This window comes from Luteolibacter ambystomatis (genome assembly GCF_018137965.1).
GTDB classification, from domain to species: domain Bacteria; phylum Verrucomicrobiota; class Verrucomicrobiia; order Verrucomicrobiales; family Akkermansiaceae; genus Luteolibacter; species Luteolibacter ambystomatis.
In genome coordinates this window covers 40133-62322 of record NZ_CP073100.1, presented here as the reverse complement: position 1 = coordinate 62322, position 22190 = coordinate 40133, and the positions used below count along the sequence as shown (strand labels likewise).

General features: G+C 63.1%; 14 protein-coding genes. 10 read left to right on the top strand and 4 right to left on the bottom strand.

Annotation, left to right across the window (positions count from 1 at the left end):
* Positions 1-112 precede the first annotated feature (112 nt).
* The 5 genes from KBB96_RS00225 (at position 113) to KBB96_RS00205 (ending at position 12926) form a co-directional block, all read left to right on the top strand.
* Positions 113-5491, top strand: a complete 5379-nt coding sequence (locus KBB96_RS00225) for a beta strand repeat-containing protein (protein WP_211631481.1) — start codon at positions 113-115, stop codon at positions 5489-5491.
* Positions 5492-5778: 287 nt separating this feature from the next.
* Positions 5779-9726 (top strand): beta strand repeat-containing protein, encoded by a 3948-nt coding sequence (locus KBB96_RS00220; RefSeq protein ID WP_211631480.1) that lies wholly within the window; start codon positions 5779-5781, stop codon positions 9724-9726.
* 139 nt (positions 9727-9865) lie between these two features.
* On the top strand, positions 9866-11587 hold the full coding sequence (locus KBB96_RS00215) for a hypothetical protein (RefSeq protein ID WP_211631479.1): 1722 nt from the start codon (positions 9866-9868) through the stop codon (positions 11585-11587).
* Between the two features lie 137 nt (positions 11588-11724).
* The gene (locus KBB96_RS00210; RefSeq protein ID WP_211631478.1) at positions 11725-12231 is read left to right on the top strand and encodes a hypothetical protein; all 507 of its coding nucleotides are present in this window, start codon (positions 11725-11727) and stop codon (positions 12229-12231) included.
* Positions 12232-12251: 20 nt separating this feature from the next.
* On the top strand, positions 12252-12926 hold the full coding sequence (locus KBB96_RS00205; RefSeq protein WP_211631477.1) for a DUF4198 domain-containing protein: 675 nt from the start codon (positions 12252-12254) through the stop codon (positions 12924-12926).
* A gap of 143 nt (positions 12927-13069) precedes the next feature.
* On the opposite strand, the gene KBB96_RS00200 is transcribed toward KBB96_RS00205, so the two are convergent.
* Both KBB96_RS00200 and KBB96_RS00195 read right to left on the bottom strand, forming a co-directional pair.
* Complete coding sequence (locus tag KBB96_RS00200) at positions 13070-14116, bottom strand: PA0069 family radical SAM protein (RefSeq protein ID WP_211631476.1); 1047 nt, start codon at positions 14114-14116, stop codon at positions 13070-13072.
* A 68-nt stretch (positions 14117-14184) separates the two neighbouring features.
* On the bottom strand, positions 14185-15132 hold the full coding sequence (locus KBB96_RS00195) for an alpha/beta fold hydrolase (RefSeq protein ID WP_211631475.1): 948 nt from the start codon (positions 15130-15132) through the stop codon (positions 14185-14187).
* A gap of 29 nt (positions 15133-15161) precedes the next feature.
* Between KBB96_RS00195 and KBB96_RS00190 the strand changes: the two genes are divergently transcribed.
* From KBB96_RS00190 to KBB96_RS00175, 4 genes are all read left to right on the top strand, one after another.
* A complete protein-coding gene (locus tag KBB96_RS00190) occupies positions 15162-16547 on the top strand; it encodes an APC family permease (protein WP_211631474.1) in 1386 nt (461 codons plus the stop codon).
* Positions 16544-17641, top strand: a complete 1098-nt coding sequence (locus tag KBB96_RS00185) for a hypothetical protein (RefSeq protein WP_211631473.1) — start codon at positions 16544-16546, stop codon at positions 17639-17641. Before KBB96_RS00190 ends, KBB96_RS00185 begins: the two co-directional genes overlap by 4 nt.
* Positions 17642-17715: 74 nt before the next feature.
* Positions 17716-19266, top strand: coding sequence for a pyridoxal-phosphate dependent enzyme (locus tag KBB96_RS00180; RefSeq protein WP_211631472.1), 1551 nt, complete (start codon positions 17716-17718; stop codon positions 19264-19266).
* Positions 19267-19309: 43 nt separating this feature from the next.
* Positions 19310-19999, top strand: a complete 690-nt coding sequence (locus KBB96_RS00175; RefSeq protein WP_211631471.1) for a hypothetical protein — start codon at positions 19310-19312, stop codon at positions 19997-19999.
* A 288-nt stretch (positions 20000-20287) separates the two neighbouring features.
* On the opposite strand, the gene KBB96_RS00170 is transcribed toward KBB96_RS00175, so the two are convergent.
* On the bottom strand, positions 20288-20608 hold the full coding sequence (locus tag KBB96_RS00170; RefSeq protein ID WP_211631470.1) for a bactofilin family protein: 321 nt from the start codon (positions 20606-20608) through the stop codon (positions 20288-20290).
* A gap of 51 nt (positions 20609-20659) precedes the next feature.
* Entirely contained in the window at positions 20660-21427 is a 768-nt protein-coding gene (locus KBB96_RS00165) for an endonuclease/exonuclease/phosphatase family protein (RefSeq protein ID WP_211631469.1), read from the bottom strand.
* Between the two features lie 92 nt (positions 21428-21519).
* Between KBB96_RS00165 and KBB96_RS00160 the strand changes: the two genes are divergently transcribed.
* Positions 21520-22173, top strand: coding sequence for an FHA domain-containing protein (locus tag KBB96_RS00160; protein WP_211631468.1), 654 nt, complete (start codon positions 21520-21522; stop codon positions 22171-22173).
* The last annotated feature ends 17 nt before the right edge of the window (positions 22174-22190 follow it).

Genomic DNA, 22190 nt, shown 5'->3' with positions numbered 1-22190 from the left:
CATGGCTTGGGAAGGATGCCACGCCCAGCGGCTGCAACTCTATTGTTGCATTCCACTGTTTGGGCGGATAGGAGGAGGCGCTCTTTCTGTATCCGGTTTCCCCTCCCCGATCATGCGCCCAAGGAATCGTCTTGCCCTGTCATTCGCCAGTCTCGCCTTTTTCGCCCAGCTCTCCAGCCCGGCTTGCGGGGCGGCCATTACCTGGGATATTACCCCGGGCACAGTTGGAACCGGGGACGGTTCGGTGACCGGCGGGGCCGGCACCTGGAACACCACCAATGGAAATTGGACCACTGACGCAGGTGCCACCAACATCGCGTGGGTCAATGCCAACAACGACATCGCCGTGTTCGGAGGAACCGCGGGCACGGTCACTCTGGGGACCGGGATCACAGTTGGAGGACTGACTTTCAACACCGCCGGCTATACCATCACCGGCGGCACGCTGACCTTGGGGGCGATCACCAATACCGTTGCCGCCAACACGAACGCCACCATCTCCTCCATTCTCGCGGGCACCGGCAGTTCGCTGGTCAAAACGGGAACCGGATCGCTGGCCCTGAACGCGACCAACACCTTCAGCGGAGGTCTGGTGATTTCCGCGGGCACGGTGACGACCAACAACGTCTCGGGCGCGGGCACCGGCACCGTCACCCTCGGCGATGCCAACACCGGTTCCTCGGATGTGGCCTTCCTGTGGACACCGACTGCAAACACCCAGACGTTCGCCCGCGGCATCGTGGTCAGCAGCCTCGGAACCGGGACGGTGACGCTCGGCACGGGCACCAACACCTTCACCGCACAAACCTATTCCGGTGCCGTCCAATTGAACCGCGCCACGACGCTGCAAAGCGGCACCACCGACCGACTGACTTTCACCGGCGGAATCTCCGGCAACGTGGGCACGCTGACCATTTCCTCCAGCGGTGCCGGCCGGGTGGTCTTCGACAGCACCGCCAACAGCTTCGTGGGTGATCTGGTCATCACCAGTGGCTCGCGCCTCCAACTCGGGGTGGCAAATGCCGCAGGGAACTATATCCCGGATGCCGCCAACGTCACGGTGAACGGCATCCTCAACCTTTCCTACACTGCAGGCGGAAACGAAACCATCGCAGGACTGAACGGCACCGGCACCGTCGGTATCAACAGTGGCATCACCAACACGCTCACGGTCGGTGCCTACAACAGTTCCGGCACCTACGGTGGAACCCTCACCGGCGCGGCCAACCTCGGTCTGACCAAGGTTGGCTCGGGCACCCAGGTACTCAACGGGTCCGCATCCAACTCCTATACCGCAGCCACCAAGGTCAACGGCGGCATCCTGCAATTGGATTTCGCCAACATGGCCACGCCAACGAATCTGATCAGCAACAGTTCGGCACTGAGCCTCGGCGGCGGCACGCTCTCCATCAAAGGAAAGTCCAGTGGTTCCACCGCCCAAACCTTCAATGGAACCACCGTCACGGCCGGAGGCGGACAAATTCTCGTCACGCCGAACGGCGGCACGGACACCACGGTGACGCTCGGAGCCCTCACCACCACGGCGGCGGGCGGCAGCCTTCTGGTTGGCAAGACCCCGGGGGACAGCTCCACCGGCACCGTGACGCTGACGACCTCCACCAACAAGGACGCGACCGGCATCTACGGCGGGCGGGTGGTCTTCTCGAATGGCACGGCCAATACCGGATACGACTGGGCGACCACGGCAAGCGGAGCTTCACCCTACACCTTGTCGGCTTACAGCGGTTACACCGCGATGGCCACTTCCGGCACGGACACGGCCAATTCCCGCATCACCGCCGGCACCTCGCTGGCAGGCGCCCTCACCACCAACTCCCTCAAGGTGGAAAACCCGGCGGCCAGCCAGACGCTCTCGCTGGGAGCCAACCTGATGACACTGACCAACGGCGGCCTGCTGATCACCGGCACCAATGCCTTCACCATCTCCGGAACCACGGGTGCCACCCGGTTGACCGCAGGCAATGGCAGCGGCAGCTACGATCTGGTCGTCCACCAGTATAACAGCGGTGGCGCGACGATTTCAGCGGTGATCGGCGACAACGGTGCGAACGCGGTCAATCTGGTGAAAGCCGGTACCGGCACTCTGACACTCTCGGGAACCAATACCTATACCGGCAAGACCTATATCAATTCCGGCATCCTTTCGATCGCGGCGGATAGTGGTCTGGGCACCGCTCCAGGTGCGGTGGTGGCGGACCAAATCACGATCAGCGGCGGCATGCTGAGAACCACCAGTTCGTTTACACTCAGCACCAATCGCGGAATCACCCTTGGAGCCGCGGGCGGCACGATCAGCGTCAACAACAGCGGTGGCACTCTCACTTACGCGGGGACCATCAGCGGCAGCGGCGCGCTGACGATGACAGGCGCCAGCAATACCTCGGGACTGCTCCTGACCACCGCGCAGACCTACACCGGCGGCACCTTCATCAACAGCGGACGCATCCAGTTGAATGCCACCGCAGCCACCCTCGGCACCGGAGACATTGTCATCGACGGCAGTTCCAGTTCGGCAGGCGAACTCTGGATCAACGCGGGCGTGACACTCGCCAACCGGATTTTCCTCAAGGGAGTCGGTAGCGAAAGCCGCGGCGTGATCCGCATCAGCAGCACGGTCGCCACCACCCTGAGCGGCCCGATCGTCCTGCAGGCCAACTCGACGATCTCGAACAGTTCCGCGGGTGCGACCACGCTCAGCGGCCAGATTTCGGGAGCCTACAACCTTTCGCTGAATACCGGGACGGCGGCTGCTTCGGGAGCCTCGTATATCCTGAGCGGAGGAAACACCTACTCCGGCGGCACGACGATCGGCAATGGTTCGGTCCGCATCGCCAACGGAGCGGCCACGAACGCCTTCGGCACCGGCACGATCACCTTCTCCGGCAGCGCCACAATCGCCAATGGCACCAGCGCCTCCGCCACCGCCCAGACCATCTCGAATGCGATCACGATCAACTCGGGGGCAACGGCGTCCTTCGATGCCGGGTACAACGATCTGACGCTCGCCGGTAACATCGGCGGTGCTGGCAATCTCGCCAGAACCTCGTCCGGCACGCTGATTCTAACCGGCACCAACACCTATTCGGGCACCACCAATGCCGGCACTTCCGGGACGCTGCTTGCCACCACGACCGCGTCTCTGTCCGGTTACAATGTCTCCGGCAAGGTAAGCGCCGGGGCCGGTGGCACGCTGGCGATGAGCGTGGGTGGCGCGGGCCAATGGACCCAGACGGACATCAATACGCTGCTCGCCAATGCGACTCTCGATGCCGCCTCGAACTTCGGGCTCAACACTTCCGGCGGTGATTTCTCCTACGATCTCAGCGGACTGACCGGCACCCGCGGCCTGACGAAGTACGGCTCGAACACGCTGACCCTCACCGGCACCCGGGCTTACACCGGCACCACCACGATCGCCGGCGGCATCCTGGCGGTGGGGGCCACCGGCCTGCCGACCGGCGGTGCCGTGGCATTCATCGGCACTTCCACGCTGGACGTGGGTTCCCTCAACCCGACCATCGGCAGCCTGTCGCTGGCTGACGGAGTCACTGCGACCGTCACCGGAACCGGTGGCAATGCGCTCACGGTGAACGGAGCTTCGAATTTCGACCTCTCGGTCAATGCGTCCGGCACCTCGCGCACGCTCAATCTCGCGGCCATGAGTTCGTTCACCTACTCGGCCGCCGCGAACAACTTCGATGTCGGCGGAGCCTCCGGTACCGGAGTGGCAAGCGGTGCCGCCAGCAACACACTCACGCTCGCCTCCGGCACCAACACCATCACCGCGCTCAATTTCCGCATAGGCCACTCCGGGCACTCGGGCAGCGGCGTCATCACCTCCACGGTCAACCTCGGCCACGACAACACGATCAACGCCGATACGATGGAGATCGGCAATGGCAAGGTGAACGGCGTCGTCCAGTTCGCCGCCGGCCTCGCCAGTGCACCGACGCTCACCCTGCGCGGCACCGATGGAACCTCCCGTGTCAACAGCCTCGTCATCGGCAGCAACAGCAGCAGCGTCAGCAATGATACCGGCAAGCTGGACATGACCACCGGCACCACCGCCAGCAGTCTGGACGCCCTCGTCAACAACCTCGTCATCGGTCAGGGAACCAGCACCGCCAACAACTCCGCCACCGGCACCGTCCTCATGGGCCTGGGCACGCTGGACGTGACCACCCTGACCATCGGCCAGAAGGTAGCCGCCAATACCGGCACCGGGGCCGCCACCGGCACCTTCACGGTGACAGGCGGCACTGTAAAAGTGGGAAGCCTTGTGCTCGGTGACCGCAATGTCACCGCAGCCGCCGGAGGAAACATCAGCGGCACCTTCAACCTCAACGGCGGGGCGACGCTCGCCGCCCAGAACATCCAGGCAGGCAGCGACGGCACCGCACCGACCGGCACGATGACCCGCGCCTTCAACTGGAACGACGGCACCATCCGCAACTATGACGCCGCGACCGATCTCACCGTTTCCACGAATCTGACGCTCGCGGCCACGGGCAACCACACCTTCCAGATCGATACGGGCCGCACGGCCACCGTCTCTTCCGTGATCTCGGAAGCCGCGTCCGGAGCCACCCTGACCAAAACCGGCTCCGGCACCCTGGTTTTCACCGGATCGAACACCTACAGCGGTACGACCACGATTTCGACCGGCACGCTGCAAGTCGGCAATGGCGGCACCACCGGCACGCTGGGAAGCGGCGCGGTCACCAACAACGCGACGCTGACCTTCAACCGTAGCAACACGCTTGCGGTTTCCAATGACATCTCCGGCAGCGGCTCGATCACCCACACTGGCTCCGGCACGGTGACCATGACGGGGATCAACAGCTACACCGGAACGACCACCGTCAATGGCGGTGGCACGCTCCGGATCAATGGCAACAGCTCGGCAGCCACCGGACAGATGACTGTGGCCAGCGGATCGACCGCAGGCGGCAATGGCATCTACGGTGGAGCTCTCAATGTCAGCGGCACGCTTTCCCCGGGAGCCTCGGTGGAATCCTTCTCAGCCGGAGCCACGACGATGAACGACGGGTCCACGCTCCAGCATGAGTTCGACTCCTCCGTGGCCACATCCGCTGGATCGGATCTGCTGGTGGTGAATGGCGATCTCACCTTGAGCGGAGTGGTCACCCTGACGCTGACCGACCTTGCCACGCTCGCTCCGGCGGCTCCATTCGCGGAGGGCACCGTGTTCGCACTCGTGAACTACACCGGCACTTGGAACGGCGGCTACTTCACCTTCTCCGGGGACACTCTTACGGAAGGCGAGCAGTTCCACGCGCTCGACAACGACTGGGTGATCAACTACCAGAATAGTACTGGCGGACAGAACTTCACCGGCGACTACGTGCCGGGTCAGTTCGTCACGCTTACGGTCGTTCCCGAGCCCGGCGTGGTGATGCCCGGCGTCATCGGACTGTCCATCCTGATGCTGCGCCGCCGGAGGAATTGAGCGAAATAGCAATCCGCTCTCCGGCGGTTCCGGCAAATTTCCGGGCACCCCGCGCATGCCCGCCTGATCCAGCAACATTCCGCTTTCTTCCCACGCCCCGTCTCCTCTCTCAGGAGCCGGGGCGTTTGGCATTCAGGCGACACCCGCCGGCTTGGACAGGCAGACAGCCGGTGGAGGAAATCGCGAAAAACCTCCCCGGGACGGTCAGCTTTTCAGTTCGGATGGAATGGAGGTCATCGGCCCATCCCTCGGTGGGCGCCCCCCACTTATTGCATCGCCATACCTTCATGAAACCTCGTCCACTTTTTTTTGCCCTCGCCGCTTCCCTGACGGGCATCGCCTCATCCGCCACCTTTACCTGGAACAACGGCATCACCGCTGTCTGGAACTCGGACAACTGGGGCGGCGGAACGCCGAATGCGGCCGGTGACATCGCCCGATACACCAGCACCACGGACAATGCCACCACCACGCTGAACGTGAATGCCACCGTCGGCCAACTCCTCGGAAACAATCCCGGGAAGTTGTGGACCATCAATCCCGGCGGCGGAGTCCTGACACTCGACAATACCGGAGGAAGCAACAACGTCTTCGGCAATGCGAATGCCGCGATCAGTGCCACTGCCGCCGCCGCGGATGGAGAAGCGATCCGTGTTGGCGTTCCCATTCTCATCGCGAACACAGACCTCGATATCGGCAGCACCAATGGCGGCATGACCGTGCCTGGCTCGATCTCCGCCAGCACGAACCGGACGCTGACGCTGCGCAACAACGTGACCCAGGTGAACCGCCATGTCGTGGTGTCCGGCAACATCGGGCTCAGCGGCACCGGTACCATCGCCTTGGTCAATTCAGGCACGAAGGCGACCAACATCCCGGATACCAGCTCGTCTTCGGGAGTGCTGCTTTCCGGTATCCTGGGCACGCAGGTCACCGGCATCACCCACAACGGTCCGGGCGGACTGTTCATCACCGGTGTGAATCGTTTCACCGGCCCGATTTCCATCAGCAGTGCCTCCACACCCGCGATGCTGGGCATCAGCAGTGACGCGGCCCTGGGGAATGCGGCAAACGTGCTCACGCTCGACAACGCCGTCCTCGGCAACCTCGTGGTCGCCGGCTCCAACACCGCCTACAGCACCGGTGGCAATGTGAATCTCCCCGCCACCCGCAGCATCGTGCTGGGTGCCGGTGGCGGCGCGCTTCGCGCGGGCTATAGCAATCTCGTCACCGTCAACGGTGTCATCAGTGGCACCGGCAACCTGGATCGCACCGACGGTTCCATTCTGGCCCTCAATGGTGCCAACACCTACACCGGCATCACCCGCCTCGGTGGAGGCACCACCCGGGTATCCGCGATCAACAACGGCGGCGTGGCGGGCAACCTCGGCGCGGCAAGCAACAGCGCGGCCAACCTGGTCTTCACCGCCGCCAGCACGGTTCACTACGTCGGTGCGACGGCTTCAACCGACCGCAGCTTCACTCTCAACACCGGCATCACCGGCATCTGGGATGTACTGCGCGCGGATGCCAATCTCACCCTCTCCGGCAGCGTGCCAACCTCGACCGGGGGCCTCACCAAAAACGGCCAGGGAGTCCTGACCCTCTCCGGAGCAAACCTCTACACCGGCACCACCACCGTCAACTTCGGCACGCTGGCCGTGACCGGCACTCTGGCCAGCCCGCTACTCATCGGCGGAGCCACCCTTACCGGGTCCGGCACCACCACCGGCAACATCACCTTCAACAACGTCGCCGGCGTGGGCATCCTCGCCAGCCCGTCCGGCATCACTGCCGTGCGTGGAGCGAATCTTGTGCTCAATGGCACGACAGACATCTACACCAGCCAGCTCGGCGACTACACGGCCGGCGGTTCCGGCGCCGTGAACGTGCTGCGCTACACCGGCACCCAATCCGGCACGGGAGCGTTCATCCCACAGACCAACTACCGCAGCGGTCTGCTCACGAACGCCTCCGGTGCCGTGACGCTGGAGTACAAGGCCGAGGCGAAAACCTGGAGCGCCACCACCGGCGGCACCTGGGATCTGAACACCAGCACACCCTGGACGGGCACCGCGGATTCGCTGTTCTTCTGGGGGGATGCCGTGACCTTCGGAGACACCGCCGCCGACCAGACGGTGACCCTCGCCGGCAATCTCGCCCCCTCGGCCATCGTGGTGAACAACGCCGCAAACACCTACACCTTCGCCGGTACCGGCACGATCCGCGGCAGCACCTCCATCCTGAAATCCGGAGCGGGAACGCTGGCGCTCAACAACACCGGCGCCAGCACCTTCACCGGTGGCGTGATCATTTCCTCCGGCACCGTCACCACCAACCAGGGAACCGGCACATCCTTCGCCAATACCTCGATTGTCCTCGGCGATGCCAACACGGCTGCCAACGCGGTGGCATTCCTGACCAACGGAACGACGGCAAACGCCACGCTGGCCAAGCCGATCATCGTGACTCCGCAGGGTACCGGCACCGCCACCATCGGCACTGCCGCAGCCTCCGCGGACAGCGTGAGCTTCACCGCGCTCCATCTCTATCGCCCGACGATCCTGCGGAACGGTGCCACCGCAGCCAACCGCGTGAACTTCCGCAACATCGCCGGAAGCGTCGGCACGCTGACCATCGGTGCTCCGGCGACCTCCGGCAACCGCGTGGTCTTCGAGGCCGGTGACAACTACTTCACCGGAGATCTGGTCATCAACAGCAACGCCGTTCTCCAACTCGGCACCGCCGGCACCGTCTTCGACACCATCCCGGATGGCAGCAACGTGACGGTCAACGGCACCTTGAACCTGTCCTTCAGCAGCGTGGGTGAAACCATCAACGGACTGAACGGCAGCGGCTCGATCGGCACCAACAGTTCGACCAACAACACGCTGACGATCGGCGCGGCCAACGGCGGCGGTACCTTCTCGGGCCAGATCACCCAGGGCGGCACCGGCAGTCCCGCGCTCTCTCTCCGCAAGGTCGGCACCGGCACGCAGATCCTGTCCGGCTCGACCGGCAACAACTACAGCGGCACCACCACCGTCGATGGCGGCACGCTCACGCTGTCGAAAAGCGGTGGCTTCGGCAATGGAACCTGCTCGGTGGGTCTCGGCAACCTGACAGTCAATCCGGGAGCGACCGTCACCACCACCGTGCCCTTCGGCATCGACGGTCGCAATGCCTCCACCGGTACCCGCACCGTGACCATCAATGGTGGCACGGTGAATCTGGCGGGTTCCGAATACATCCAGAACATCGTGCTCATCGGAGGAACCCTGAACTGCCCCACCGCGGCGAACGATTTCCTTCGCGCCCCCGGCAACGGCCTGAACATCTCCTCCAATGCCGCGCCGGTGACCTCCACGGTGAACAACAAGGTGGACATGACCAACTCCAGCCTGACCGTGACCGCCGCGGATGGCCCCGCCGCCATCGATCTCGAGTTCACCGGAGCCATCAGCCAGAATACCGGCGCCGGATCCGGCGCACGCACGCTCACCAAGAATGGCGCGGGCACGGCCCGCTTCTCCGGAGCACACAGCTACACCGGTGACACCACGGTGAACGCCGGCGTGCTGAGCTTCACCCAGACCGGCCTGGCCTCCACCTCCAGCGTGAACATCGCCAGCGCGGCGGTGCTGGATCTTGCTTTCAGCGGCACAAACACCGTCGACAAGCTGTTCATCAACGGAGTGCAGCAACTTTCAGGAACGTGGGGTTCCACACTCTCGGGTGCCGATCATCAGGACGACGTCCACTTCTCCGGCACCGGAAAATTGACCGTGGCCAGCGCGCCCGTACCCTATCTCGTCTGGGCGGCGAACAAGGGCCTGACGGCAGGCAACAACGGAAAGGCCGACAATCCGGACAACGATGGCCTCAACAACCTGGGCGAATTCGCCCTCGACGGCTCCCCGCTCTCCGGCACCAGCGATGCCAAAACCGCAATCAGGCAAACCGCAGGCGGTCCCACCATCACCCTCCCCGTCCGCAAGAACGCCGGAGCCTTCGTGGCCGATGCAGACGGGCTGCTCTCCCCGCTCATCGATGGCGTCCGCTACCGCGTCCAGGCCAGCACCGATCTCGTGGACTGGAACATGCTCGTCTTCGAGACCGCTCCGGACTCCACCGGCCTCCCTGCCCTCTCCGATTCCAACGGTTGGGAGTACCGCACCTTCCAGATCGCCTCGGGCAACCCCAAGGCCTTCCTCCGTGTGAAGATCAGCGAATGAAACCGGCATGACCGGCATGAAACACCCCGTCTCCTTCTCCGGGAGCCGGGGTGTTTTGCTTCCACCTCTTGTGACGAATCCGCCATCCACTCCCTCTCGCCACCCGTGACGATCCTGCCACCTTGCCGTCGCAGGCACCATGGAGTGGTTCATCATCGATGGCATCGGCCCGTTTTTCCGGGGCTACGAAAAGAAGCGGGTCAACTGGTCGAAGATCCCCTTCAACGCCCTCTCCACCGAAGGCCCGGAACGCCGCCAGCAATGGGATCGCATCGGGGAGGATCTCTCCGCCTTCTGCCGCGGGATCGAAGCCGCCGGCTTCAACACGATCACCTTCGACGACCTCGCGCATCTCGCCACCCATCCGGCCCACGAACCGGAGGTGGCCGCGAAGATCGACGTCTTCCGCCAGGAGTTCGCCACGCTCTTCGACCGGGTGAAGCGCGAAACCCGCCTCCGCATCCTGCTGACGTCCGACGTCCTTCCTACGACACCCGCAGTAGTTTCAGAGCTGGGCACGAAACCCGCGGAGCTGGATGCCTACTATCGCTGCCTGATCCGCGGTGTGCTCGATGATTTCCCCCAGCTTGACGGCCTGATTCTCCGCATCGGGGAGAGCGACGGGGTGGATGTGAAGGACCCGATCCGCACCCACCTGCACCTGAAAACCCCCGCGGATGCGAACCGGATGCTGCACCAGCTGCTGCCGGAATTCGAGAAGCGGAACAAGACGCTCATCCTCCGCACATGGACGGTCGGGGCCCATCGCATCGGCGATCTCATCTGGCACCGCCGCACGCTGGCCACCACGCTCAAGGACATCGACTCGCCGAACTTCATCGTCTCGATGAAACACGGTGAGAGCGATTTCTTCCGCTACCTGCCGCTCAACCAGGCATTCTTCACCGTCAAGCAACCGAAGATTCTCGAGCTGCAGGCGCGCAAGGAATACGAGGGTGCGGGCGAGTATCCCTCCTTCACCGGCTGGGATCACGAACGCTTCGCCCATGAGCTCAGCGCCGCAGAAAATGTCGCGGGACTTTCGGTATGGTGCCAGACCGGCGGTTGGCATCGCTTCCGCCGGCTCGCGTTCATCGAGGAGAACGATCGCGACGTGTGGATCCGGCTGAACACGCTGTGCGCGCTGCGGATTTTCAAAGAGCAGCAGACGGTTGAGCAAGCCGTTGCGGGTGTGCTCGGCGAAGACCGCGCCATCGCCGCGTTGGAATTGCTACGTCACGCGGACACGGTGATCCGCGATCTACTATATGTCGGTGACTTCGCAGCGCAGAAACTGTTCTTCCGCCGCGTGCGCATCCCCCCGCTTCTGCACGTCTATTGGGACTCGCTGTTCATCAACAACGCCGTACGCGAGATCCTGCGCCACTTCGTGAAGGACACGGAACAGGCGCTGCGCACGGGCGAGGCGGCGTTTACGCTCTTTCCGCGCATGATCGAACTCGCGGAACAAGCCGGACTGCCGGTGGACGACCTGGAGCATATGCGGGATTTCTTTCATCTGATCCTGCTCGCACGGCGCTTCTATTTCCTGCCATCGGACGAAGCCCTCGTCGCCGATCTGCGCGCGGCGAAAAAGGCCTACAAGCAGCGCTGGCCGAAGGCGATCCGCGCCCGCTACCGCATCAAGCTCGACTTCGGCGAGTTCCATACCAAGCGCCGCACGCTCGGGCTGGCCTCCGCGCTGTTGCTGCGGAAGCAGCGCGGCTACCGCATCATCGACCATCTTTTCACGCTGAACGTGCTCGGACCGCTGTTCCGCTGGTTCCACCGCCACCGTCCGAACTCGATCCCGAAGTTCATGCGCAAGTCGGCGATGGGCGTGGAGTCGTTGTTCCGTTGAAATGAGCGGCGTTGGGCATAGCCCGGAAGGACTTCGAAAGACGGCGGGATGTCACCTCAAACCAAGATGACAACCAAGCGTCCAAATAGCGCAATCCTCCGCCATCAAACCCTCTCCACGCTTGTTACCCTCCAGTCATGAATCCGCATCTTCTCCCACTTCCCTTCCGTGCCGCGATCCTCGGCGTTTCATTTCTCGTCGGCAGCCTTGGCTTCGCCGCGGATGCCCCCGCGAACAAGCACTGCCCGATGATGACGGAGGACAAGGTCGAGGACGATCATCAGGTCGATTTCAAGGGCACTCCGGTCGCGCTCTGCTGCGGCAAGTGCGAGCGCATGTGGAAGGCGGATGAAAAAGCCACCACCTACTACGTGAAGGTGGCCACGGAACTGGGCCTACTGCCGCAGTTCAAAGGCAAGGAGAAGGAACTCGGCCTCGACAAGGTCCAACTGATTTCCCAGCGCTACTGCCCGATCAACCGGCAGAGCCTGATCACGCCCTACAGCCCGTCCGTCGATTACCAAGGGGCGAAGGTCTATTTCTTCAACGACAAGGCCAAGGCCACTTGGGAAAAGAATCCGGATGCCGCGGCGAAGAAGGCCATCGAGGCTGGCATCCTGCCGCAGTTGAAAAAGACCGCCTGAAACTTCCACCGCTCACGATCATGATCAAATCCCTGCGCTTCGGCATTCTCGCTACCTGCTTCCTCGCTCACTCCGCGCTCGCCCACTCGGTGTGGGTGGAGCCCGGTCCGGATGGAACCCTTGTGGTCCGCTTTGGTGAGTTCGACGGCGAACCGGAAAAATCACCGGGCCGTCTCGATTCCCTCGGCACGCCGGTCGCCGCCGTACTGCCGGTGACCGCGGAAACCAAGCCACTGGAATCGCTGAAAAAATCCGACCACTATACGCTCGGTGGAGCGAAGCCGGATCAAGCCGTGGTCGCGGAAGCCGTCTTTCCTGTTAGAGGTGCGGAGGGAAAGCCCGCGCGACGGCCGATCTTCTACAGCCGCTGGCTGCCCGCCGGAGGTGACAAGATCGCCGGACAACCCTCCCTGACCTTGGACATCGTGCCGACGGGAACACCCGGTGAAGTCCGTGTCTATTTCCGCGGCAAGCCGCTGGCTGGCGCGAAGGCCCAGCTCAATGCGCCCAATGGCAGCCACCGCGCATTGGAAACCGGTGCCGACGGCCTCGTCAAATTCACCACAGACGAACCCGGTCGTTGGGTGCTCACGGTTCCGGGCTACAGCGAGGAATTACCCGGCTTCGTTGGCGGCAAGCCCTACGCCATCGCCAGCCACAATGCCTCGCTGAGCTGGATTGCCGCGAAGCCTTGAACGTAGCTGGAGTCGCAAGACTTCAGGCTGGGCTGACTTACGAAGTCCCCCATACTTCCGGTCAGCCCTCGACAACTCCAAAGACATCGCTCTGGGATAAGGGTAAACCGACCCTGCCTGAAGTCTCACGACTTCAGCTACGGTTAGAACAACTCCCCCTGCCCCGGCGTCATACGGCGGAAGGAAGCGGTGGATAGCTGGGGCGGGCGCGGCGCCAATCCAAGACGGCGGCAGCTCGCATGGAACATCGCGCGAAGTTGCTCCGCCGCAGCCCCCGCGCCGCGATTCCGAAATCCCGGTGCGGTGGAGTTGAGCATGCCTTCATAGGCCGCACGGATGCGGTTCAGCACCTTCTCCTTCCGATCCGGAAAGTTCCGCGCCAGCCACGACGCGAATACCTCCGCCACGCTGCCGGGCAAACGCACCATCGAATACATCGCGAAGGATGCACCATGTTCCTTCGCGGCGGCAAGAATGGCGGGCATCTCGGAATCATTGAGGCCCGGGATCATCGGTGCGGCACTCACGCCCGCTGGCACTCCCGCTTCCGCCAAGGTACGGATCGTTTCCAATCGTGCCCTTGGCGTGGACGCACGCGGTTCGAGAATGCGTGCCAGCTTGGGATCGAGCGTGGTCACGGAAAGGAAAACGGCGGTCGCGCGATGCTTCGCCAGCTCCACCAGATGATCGAGGTCACGGGAGATGAGCGCGTTCTTCGTGATCAACAGGATCGGCTGGCGGAAACGAGCGCACACCTCCAGACAACCGCGCGTGATCTCCAGCTTGCGCTCCGCAGGCTGATAGCAATCGGTCACACCGGACATGGCGATGAATCCGGGCTGATAGGTCTTTTTCAGAAGCGCTTTCTCCAGCAAGGCCGGAGCATTCCGCTTCACCACGATCTTCGACTCGAAATCGAGTCCGGCGGAAAAGCCGAGATACTCGTGATAGGTCCGGGCGTAGCAATACGCGCAGCCGTGCTCGCACCCGCGATAGGGATTCAGGCCGTGGTCGAATGGCAGATCCTCCGTGTCGCTCTTCGTGAGGATCGATTGCGAATCATCCCCGAGAAAAACCGTCTTCAACGGCCGGGGAGCGTCATCCACCCACGCGTCCTCGTCCGTCTCCACATGGAAACGGTCGAACCGGTTGAGCGGATTTCCGTCCGCTCCGCGCCCACGCTCGGCCATGGGAGCACCATGCTCCCGGAATTTTCCGAACGCCATCAATAAATGTTCATTTGAACATTTATTTCCGTTCAGGCCAGATCCTCCAAAATCGGGGTGAGCTGCCGGAGCGGCAACGAATAGTGCCCCTCGTCCTCGAACCAATGAGTGGTGGCGGTGGGCACTTTGGCTGCCACCTCGCGGGCCATCCGGATGGGGATATTGCGGTCGAGTGCCCCATGCCAAAAGGTGACGGGCACCCGGATCGAGGAGAAATCGAGCTGCCAGTCATTGAGATAAACATCCGCATCCGCGACCACGCCGGGCCCGCCCTGACGGATGCCTTCGTGGAAACTGCCGATGAAAGTGTCGTAGCCGCCCGCGCCCTCGATGGCGTCGCGGTCTTCCGGCGGGACCGATTTGAGAATCCAGCTCATCGGCGGACGATTGGAGGGCATGTCGGAAATCCGGCGGGACAACCCAATGACACGGCCCAACACCCCCGGAGCATGGCGGCGGATTTTTAGAAGCAGGCGGTAGGTCCACATCAGATCGGAGTGATCCTTGAACTCGACCAGCGGCGGAGCCCCGCACACGACTGCCACGCGCTTGGTCTGATCCGGCAGCCACGCGGCGCACGCCAGCGCATAGGGACCGCCGCCGGAAACCCCCATGACGCGGAACTCGGCCAGCTCGAGATGATCGCTGAGCCCCCGGATCGTTTCCGACCACTGGGCGAGCGTCCGTTTTCCAGCGTAATCGGAACGCCCCATCCCCGGCCGGTCCGGGGAAATGATCCGCAGCCCTAGCCGCTTCGCCTCCTCGTCCAGTATCCACCCTTGCAACCGAGAACTCGGCCAACCGTGGAAAAACAGCAGCGGCTTCCCCGCCGGATCGCCGTATTCGGCATAACACAGCCGCCGTCCGTCCGGCGCGGTCCAGTATTGCTCGTCCATTTCCGACATCGCTGCCGCAGCATACGCACGGCAGGAAGAAATATCCCGCGACAATTTCGCCGCCACTCCGTGGATTTCTTGCACTCTAACGGGATCGGGGCGACAAAGGGGACGTGTCTGAAACGCGTCGTGCAGGAAGCTCCGCCGCCACCGCCCTGGTGGTGGCCAACATGATCGGAACCGGCGTTTTCGTCTCCCTTCACTTCCAGCTTTTTACCTACAGTGCGGCAACGCCGATCCTGATGCTTTGGATCGTGGGTGGTCTGGCGGCCCTCTGCGGGGCACTCAGCTATGCCGAGGTGGCGAAAGCCATGCCCCGTTCCGGAGGGGAGTACCGTTTCCTGAGCGAGTTGTTTCACCCGGCACTGGGCTTCATGGCCGGCCTGCTTTCCGCCGTAGTCGGATTCGCCGCCCCCACGGCGCTGGTGGCGCTCGCTCTGGGCATCTATCTCAACCGGAGCATCCCCGCGATACCCGTGGAGGCGGCAGCCGTGGCGGTCATTCTGCTCGGAGCATTCTCGCATGCCATGAGCGTGCGGACGAGCGGAAGGGTGCAACTGGTCGCCACGACCCTGAAGCTCGCCTTGATCGCCATCTTCCTCATCGCCTCGCTGTTCCTGCCAGGCCACGGCGACGTCCGCTGGGCCTCGCAGTCCGAGGATTGGAAGGCCATGTTCCAGCCGGCGTTCGCCGCCTCGCTGTTCTGGGTCTTCTACGCCTACACCGGCTGGAATGCAGCGGTGTATGGCCTTGAGGAATGGGACCAGCCGAAGCGCGACGTGAAGCGTGCCCTCGTGGGCGGCACCGTGATTGTCATCGCGATCTACGTGGCGCTGAACGCCGCTTTCCTGCGCGCCGCCTCCATGGAAAGCCTGAAGGAGACCGAAGCGATCGCCGATGTCGCAGCGGGAGCCTTGTTCGGTCCCGGGGTTGCCCACTGGACCTCCGCCCTCCTGGCAGCGGGACTCTTCTCGTCGGTCAGTGCGCTGCTGTGGGCAGGTCCGCGGGTTTTGGGATCGATGGGCCGGGACATGCCCGCGCTGGGTTGGTTCGCGGCGCAGGACCGGCCTCCAATCCGTTCGCTGGTGCTTCAGGCCGGACTGGCGGTGTTCTTCGTCTTCTATGGCAAGATCCTCGCGCTCTTTTCCAAACCCGCTGCCGGAGCCGTGGCCGATCCTTCCCAATCGAAGGGCGACCTCGAAAAGCTGATGAAATACACCACCGTCGGGCTTACACTCTGCTCCGCGCTGACGGTCGCCGGACTCTTCATTCTCTGGAGACGGGGCAAGGTCGGCGCACTGTCCCTGTTACCCGCCACCCTCTTCCTGATCATGAGCGCCTTCGTGATCTATCAATCCCTCGCCATGGATGTCGGCTGGCAGTCTCCGGGCTGGCAGCCGGGTCTCCGCGTCTGGCTGACCGCTCCCACTTTCTCCGGCCTCGTTACCGCGCTCGTCTGCGCCCTCCTCTGGTTTCCACTCAACCGCAAATCCCGATGAAACGCGCCTCCTTGTTGCTGTTCGCGCTGGCTCTTTCCGGCTGCTCGCCCGCACCGGTCAAAACCACCACACCCGGTGATCCGGCCGCCAATGATCCGCCACCGGTGTTCGCCCCGGTTTCCGGCACCGGCGATGCCAATGACGTCGCCCTCTTCCTGTCCGGCAAGCCGGTGCAACACGGTGCCGCCCTCGCCCAGATGCAGATGACGGCGAACTACAAGTCCTACTCGGACGACATGCGCTACCGCTGGCGTTACTACGCCTCGCGTCGTACTTACAAGCAGAGCATGTGGTCCGATGCGAACCTCGCGCCGACCATCGGCTCGCCCAACACCCTGCTCTATCCCTTCGGCGGTCCGGACCTGCTGCACGCCATCGGCATGTTCCCGCACACCTCCACCTACGTCCTGCTCGGGCTGGAACCGGCGGGCACGCTGCCCATGCTGGAGGGTCAGGATCCCGGCGCGGTGTTCGGCGCGCTCTCGCAGCTTTCCCGCTCGGTCGATACCCAGCTCAAGGTCGGCTACTTCATCACAAAGGACATGCGCAGCGATCTGGCCAATGGCCCGCTCCAGGGCGTGACGCCGATCCTGCTCTCCACCATCGGTCTGATGAACGGCACGGTGCAGAATATCCAGGCCATCTCAGCGGGCGGAAACTCCGGCGTGCAGATCGATTTCCGGCTCCCCGGTGCCGGCTCGAAGCGCGTCATCTACGTGGCGGGCGATCTCTCGAACCGTGGCTTCAGCGGCGGCTACCGCTCGTGGCTCTCGTCCTACGGCGGTTCTGTCGCCTACTTCAAGGCAGCCTCGTATCTGATGCATGACGATGGCTTCTCCGGCATCCGCAATTTCGTGCTGAGTAACAGCCGCGCGGTGGTTCAGGACGATTCCGGCATTCCCTTCCGCTTCTACAACGGCTGGGAAACGAAGCTCTTCGGCAGCTACGACACGCCGATCGAACTCTTTGCCAAGCACGCCCAGTCCGATCTAAAGGCCGCCTATGCCGCCGCCGGTCCGGTACCGCAGGTGCCCTTCGGCTCCGGCTACCAGGTCCGCGGCTCGAACGCGAACCTTCAACTCTTCAAGCGCTGAATCGCTTGGGATGAGAAGCCAAGAGATGAGGATACAGCCTTGCACGCTCCGCCCCCCTGCCCGAAACCAAGGGCATGGAACGTGACGCGCTGCCCCTCGACCGCCGCCTGCGGCAGGAAACCCTGTTCGCCCGCGAGCGGGTGTACCGGTTCGGGCAGCCCACCCCCCTTGAGCGTCTGATCCTGCCCGGTCCCGGCCCCGGTCCGGAGATCTGGGTGAAGCGTGAGGACCTTTCCCCGATCAAAGCCTACAAGTGGCGCGGTGCCTGCAACCGCATGGCCGTGCTCACGCCCGAGGAAGCCACCCGCGGTGTGGTCACCGCTTCCGCTGGCAACCACGCCCAAGGAGTCGCGCTCGCCGCGAAGCAGCTCGGTATCGACGCCCGTATCTACATGCCCCGCTCCACTCCGCGCGTGAAGCAGCAGGCGGTGAAACTCCATGGCGGCGACCGCGTGGAGATCCGCCTCGTCGGCGACAGCTACGATGAAGCCGTGACCGCCGCCCGCGAGGATGAGCGCACCACCGGCGCGGTCTATCTGCATGCGTATGATGACGTCCAGGTGATGGCAGGTCAGGCCACGCTCGCGGACGAGGTCGTGCTTTCCGGACACGGCCCTTTCGATGCCGCCTATCTCCAAATCGGCGGGGGCGGCATGGCCGCCGGGGCGGCGTGCTGGTTCCAGATGCTGTGGCCGGATACCGAACTCGTCGGCGTGGAAGGCGAAGGCCAGGCCTCGATGAAGGCCGCACTGGAAGCCGGTGAGCCGGTGACCTTGGAGAAGGTCGATATTTTCTGCGATGGCACCGCGGTGCGGAAAGCGGGATCGCTGCCATTCGAAGTCTGCCGCGACACGCTCGCCCGAGTCGAAACCGTCAGCAACACCGAGGTCAGCCGCGCCATCCGCGTGCTATGGGAAACCCTCCGCTGTGTCTCCGAACCATCCGGCGCGATGGGTCTTGCCGCGGTGCTGAAGAACCGCGAGGCCCTGGCCGGAAAGCGTGTGCTGGTCGTCGTCACCGGCGCGAACATCGACTTCCTCCAACTCGGGCTGATCGCCCAATCGGAAGGTGCGTCCGCTACCGCCAGCCGCACCCTGCGCGTCCGCATCCCGGAGCGTCCCGGCACCATGCTGGCCTTGCTCGATGGCTGCTTCGAGGGGCTCAACATCACCGATTTCCAATACGGCAAGTACCACGCCACCGAGGCCTGGCCGGTGTTCACGGTCACCTCGGATGATGATTCCCAGCTCGCCGCCCTGCCCGAACGACTCGCGGTGGGTGGCTACGAATGGAAAGATCTGGCCGGTGCCGTGGATGTGAACTTCCGCGCCATCCCGCTGCGCGAGGAACTGCTCACCAGCCCGTTGTTCCTGCGCCTCGACTTCTACGAACGCCGCGGCGCGCTCCACGACTTCCTCGACAAGATCATCCGCGGCCGCGCGAGCTTCTTTTACTTCAACTACCGCCAGTCCGGCGAACGCATCGGCCGTGCCCTGATCGGACTCGATTTCGAAACCGACGAAGCGCGTGACCAATTCACCGCCACCCTGCCGCCGCGCGGCGAAGGCTATCGCCTCTGCACTCCGCTGGATGCTGCGGCGCAGCACCGGATTCTAGGAGCCTGACTCCACTCTCTCCTCCGTTGATTTGACACCGCGCGTGTGAGGTATGGAAAACCAAGATACTCACAATCCCGCCAAGACCACCAATACCGCGCCCATCGACGCGGGCGTGATTCACTTCAACCAGCCCGAGTTGACCGGGCCGGGCGGATATCCCACGGACATCTCTGAGCGACTGCTTCGAACTTTCCTCACGGATATCGAGGATATCGGTAACTCGGGAGGGGGATTCATCCCCTTGGAGGGAATGTCCGACGAAGGCAGGAATACCGTCCTCACAGCCGAAAACGAAATCCGCTTTGCAGCCAGAGAGCACGCCCGGATCTTCACTCCGTTCGGTTTGGAGGTGTTCAGAAAAAGTGGCACACCCGAACACGTGCCCGTGGATGCCCGAAAACTGCAGGGTAATATCGCCACCCACAATCATCCGCTCTCCACTCCCCCGAGCTTGAGGGATCTCGTCACCGGAGTCCTCCATCATGCCCTCGAAATCCGGGTCTGTTCACCGGAGTTCACTTATTCGGTTCGATTCACCGGCGCAGTGGCAGGGGATATTGTCAACGGCTGGAGATTGCTCGACCCACTCTCTTATGTCGCAGGTCAGGAGTGGCTCCGCTCACAGAAAGAACCAGTCACTCCTGAAATTCTTGCTTCCCGTCGATTGCACGCCGCCCTGATGGAGCTTGCGCGAAGGGAGCTCATTCTCTACCATAGGGAAGCAAATGTTCCGCTCTGACCATATTCCAGGTAGCGATGCTTGGTATGATGACCTTGAAACTTGGATGGTTTCGGAGGGAATGGAGACGTCTGCCGAAAACATCGCCGTGGAAACCGAGCGCTTTATGATGCGGTCCGGCCAATTCGTCCCATCCGATTATCGGTTTTTACGAACCTTGCCGTCGCAGGCATCACGGAAAGCTTCCTGAACCTATCTTTCCGACCGGTCGGAAATTCGGTGATCCAGTCATGAAAAAGGCGGACCGCACGGTCCGCCTTTCTCAAAAGCTGTTCGTTATGGAGAATATCAGCCGCCGATCTCGGTGCGGCCGGAAAGCTGGGCCCCTTCTTCCATGGTGAAGACCTTGGACTTGATGTCACCGTTGATGCGGGACTTGTCCTTCAGTTCGCAGCGCTGGGAGGTGATCTTGCCTTCCACCTTGCCATAGACCTTCACCTCTCCGGCGGTCACGTCGCCTTTGACGAGGGCGTTTTCGCCGATGGTCACGCGGCCCTTGTCGGAGGTGATCTCACCCTCGATTTTGCCGTCGATGATCATGTCATTGGAGAACCGGATCGAACCCGTGATTTCGATGCCGCTGGCGAGAACGTTGGTCGGATTGGCCATAACGTTTGGAATGGAGCAAAGGTGGGACCGCTTGGCAAATGGAAACCCGGATCACTCGGGCTTTGAGAACACCGTCACGATCGGCCGGTGGTCGGATGCCACCGCCTCTGCGACCACCACGGTGGGCTTCACGGCCCGCAAACCACGCACCACGGTGAAATCGATCTCCTTCTCCGGCTTTGCAGCCGGTTCGGTCGCAGCGGGTCCGGATTTCGGCACCACCACCCACGGGGCTTGGGAAAAAACCTCGAGGGTCTTCGAGTCCGGAGTGGCATTGAAGTCCCCCGCCAGCACCAGCGGCAGGTTCGAAACACCCAGCAGAGCGGCCGATGCCACCTGAGCCTGAGCCAGTTGCCGGGCGGGGTCGCCGTAGTCGAGATGCAGCCCCGCAATGGTGATCGGGCCGAAATGGCTCTCCGCTTGGGCGGAAATCGCGATCCGTGGTTCTCCATCACCGGGCAGCCGGTGGACCTTGAGATCCGACAGCGGAAAGCGGGACAGGATCGCCTGGCCGTATTCACCGCCATCGTAGTCCATCGCCTTGCCGAAAACGTATTGAAGCTGGGTCAGCCGGGCCAGTTCCGCCGCCTGATCCACCTGCCCGCTGCGCTGGCATTTGTTATCCACCTCCTGCAGGATCACCACATCCGGCTCCTGGGATTGGATCACCGCGGCGATCCGGGCCAAATCCTGCTTTCCATCGCTTCCCTCTCCGTGGTGAAGGTTCCAACTGACCACCCGGAGTGGCTTCGGCCCCTCTCCGGCGCGGCATGGCAGAGCCAGCAGCACGGCGGTCAGGACGGGCAAAATCAATTTCATCACCCTCCCTACGTTGGGAAATTACCTGAAATTTCCGTGCATCCCTACGGAATTCCACGCTAGAAACGCCAAGAAACCCTCGTTTTGGCCTTATGCCTCGCGTCACCATCACCGTCCCGGACACCACTCCGCAGCCCTACCGCTTCCAGCTCGACCGCCGGAAGGTCACCCTCGGCCGGGGCAGCGACAACGATATCGTCATCAGCGACAGCTCCGTTTCGTCGAAGCACGCGGAAATGGTTCGCACGGACAACGGCTATGAAATCCGAGATCTGGGCTCCACCAACGGCACCAAGCTGGACGGCCAGCGCCGCATGACGATCCCTCTCTGGTCCGGCACAACCGTCATCCTTGGCGATGTGGCCTTCGATTTCCAACTCAGTGAGGACGAGCAGGCGGAACTCGGCGCGCAATCCCCGATCGAACCGCTCCCGGCCGAGCAGCCGGTTCGCCGCCGCAGCACCATGGCGGAGGCCCCCGTGGCAGGACGCTCCGGCACGGCCATGCTTTTGATTTTCCTCGTCCTGGCAGCCGCCGCTTTCAGCATCGGCCTCGCCATCCGCCACCAGAAGGAAACCGGGCACTCCCTGTTGAGCGAACTCACCGGCAAAAAGCCCGCCAAGAAAACCCCCGCCGGTTCCGAGCCAGCTCCTGCATCCGGCGAAACGCCTGCGGCTCCTGCGGAACCAGCCCCGGCGACCCCAGCGGAACCCACCACTCCGGCACCGTCCGAGCCCGCGAAGTAATTGCGTCTTTTCCGGCT

Bases quoted from the DNA above. Each gene is read 5' to 3' on its own strand.
- KBB96_RS00225 (WP_211631481.1), top strand. From the start codon at position 113: ATGCGCCCAAGGAATCGTCTTGCCCTGTCATTCGCCAGTCTCGCCTTT.
- KBB96_RS00220 (WP_211631480.1), top strand. From the start codon at position 5,779: ATGAAACCTCGTCCACTTTTTTTTGCCCTCGCCGCTTCCCTGACGGGC.
- KBB96_RS00215 (WP_211631479.1), top strand. From the start codon at position 9,866: ATGGAGTGGTTCATCATCGATGGCATCGGCCCGTTTTTCCGGGGCTAC.
- KBB96_RS00210 (WP_211631478.1), top strand. From the start codon at position 11,725: ATGAATCCGCATCTTCTCCCACTTCCCTTCCGTGCCGCGATCCTCGGC.
- KBB96_RS00205 (WP_211631477.1), top strand. From the start codon at position 12,252: ATGATCAAATCCCTGCGCTTCGGCATTCTCGCTACCTGCTTCCTCGCT.
- KBB96_RS00200 (WP_211631476.1), bottom strand. From the start codon at position 14,116: ATGGCCGAGCGTGGGCGCGGAGCGGACGGAAATCCGCTCAACCGGTTC.
- KBB96_RS00185 (WP_211631473.1), top strand. From the start codon at position 16,544: ATGAAACGCGCCTCCTTGTTGCTGTTCGCGCTGGCTCTTTCCGGCTGC.
- KBB96_RS00180 (WP_211631472.1), top strand. From the start codon at position 17,716: ATGGAACGTGACGCGCTGCCCCTCGACCGCCGCCTGCGGCAGGAAACC.
- KBB96_RS00175 (WP_211631471.1), top strand. From the start codon at position 19,310: ATGGAAAACCAAGATACTCACAATCCCGCCAAGACCACCAATACCGCG.
- KBB96_RS00170 (WP_211631470.1), bottom strand. From the start codon at position 20,608: ATGGCCAATCCGACCAACGTTCTCGCCAGCGGCATCGAAATCACGGGT.
- KBB96_RS00165 (WP_211631469.1), bottom strand. From the start codon at position 21,427: ATGAAATTGATTTTGCCCGTCCTGACCGCCGTGCTGCTGGCTCTGCCA.
- KBB96_RS00160 (WP_211631468.1), top strand. From the start codon at position 21,520: ATGCCTCGCGTCACCATCACCGTCCCGGACACCACTCCGCAGCCCTAC.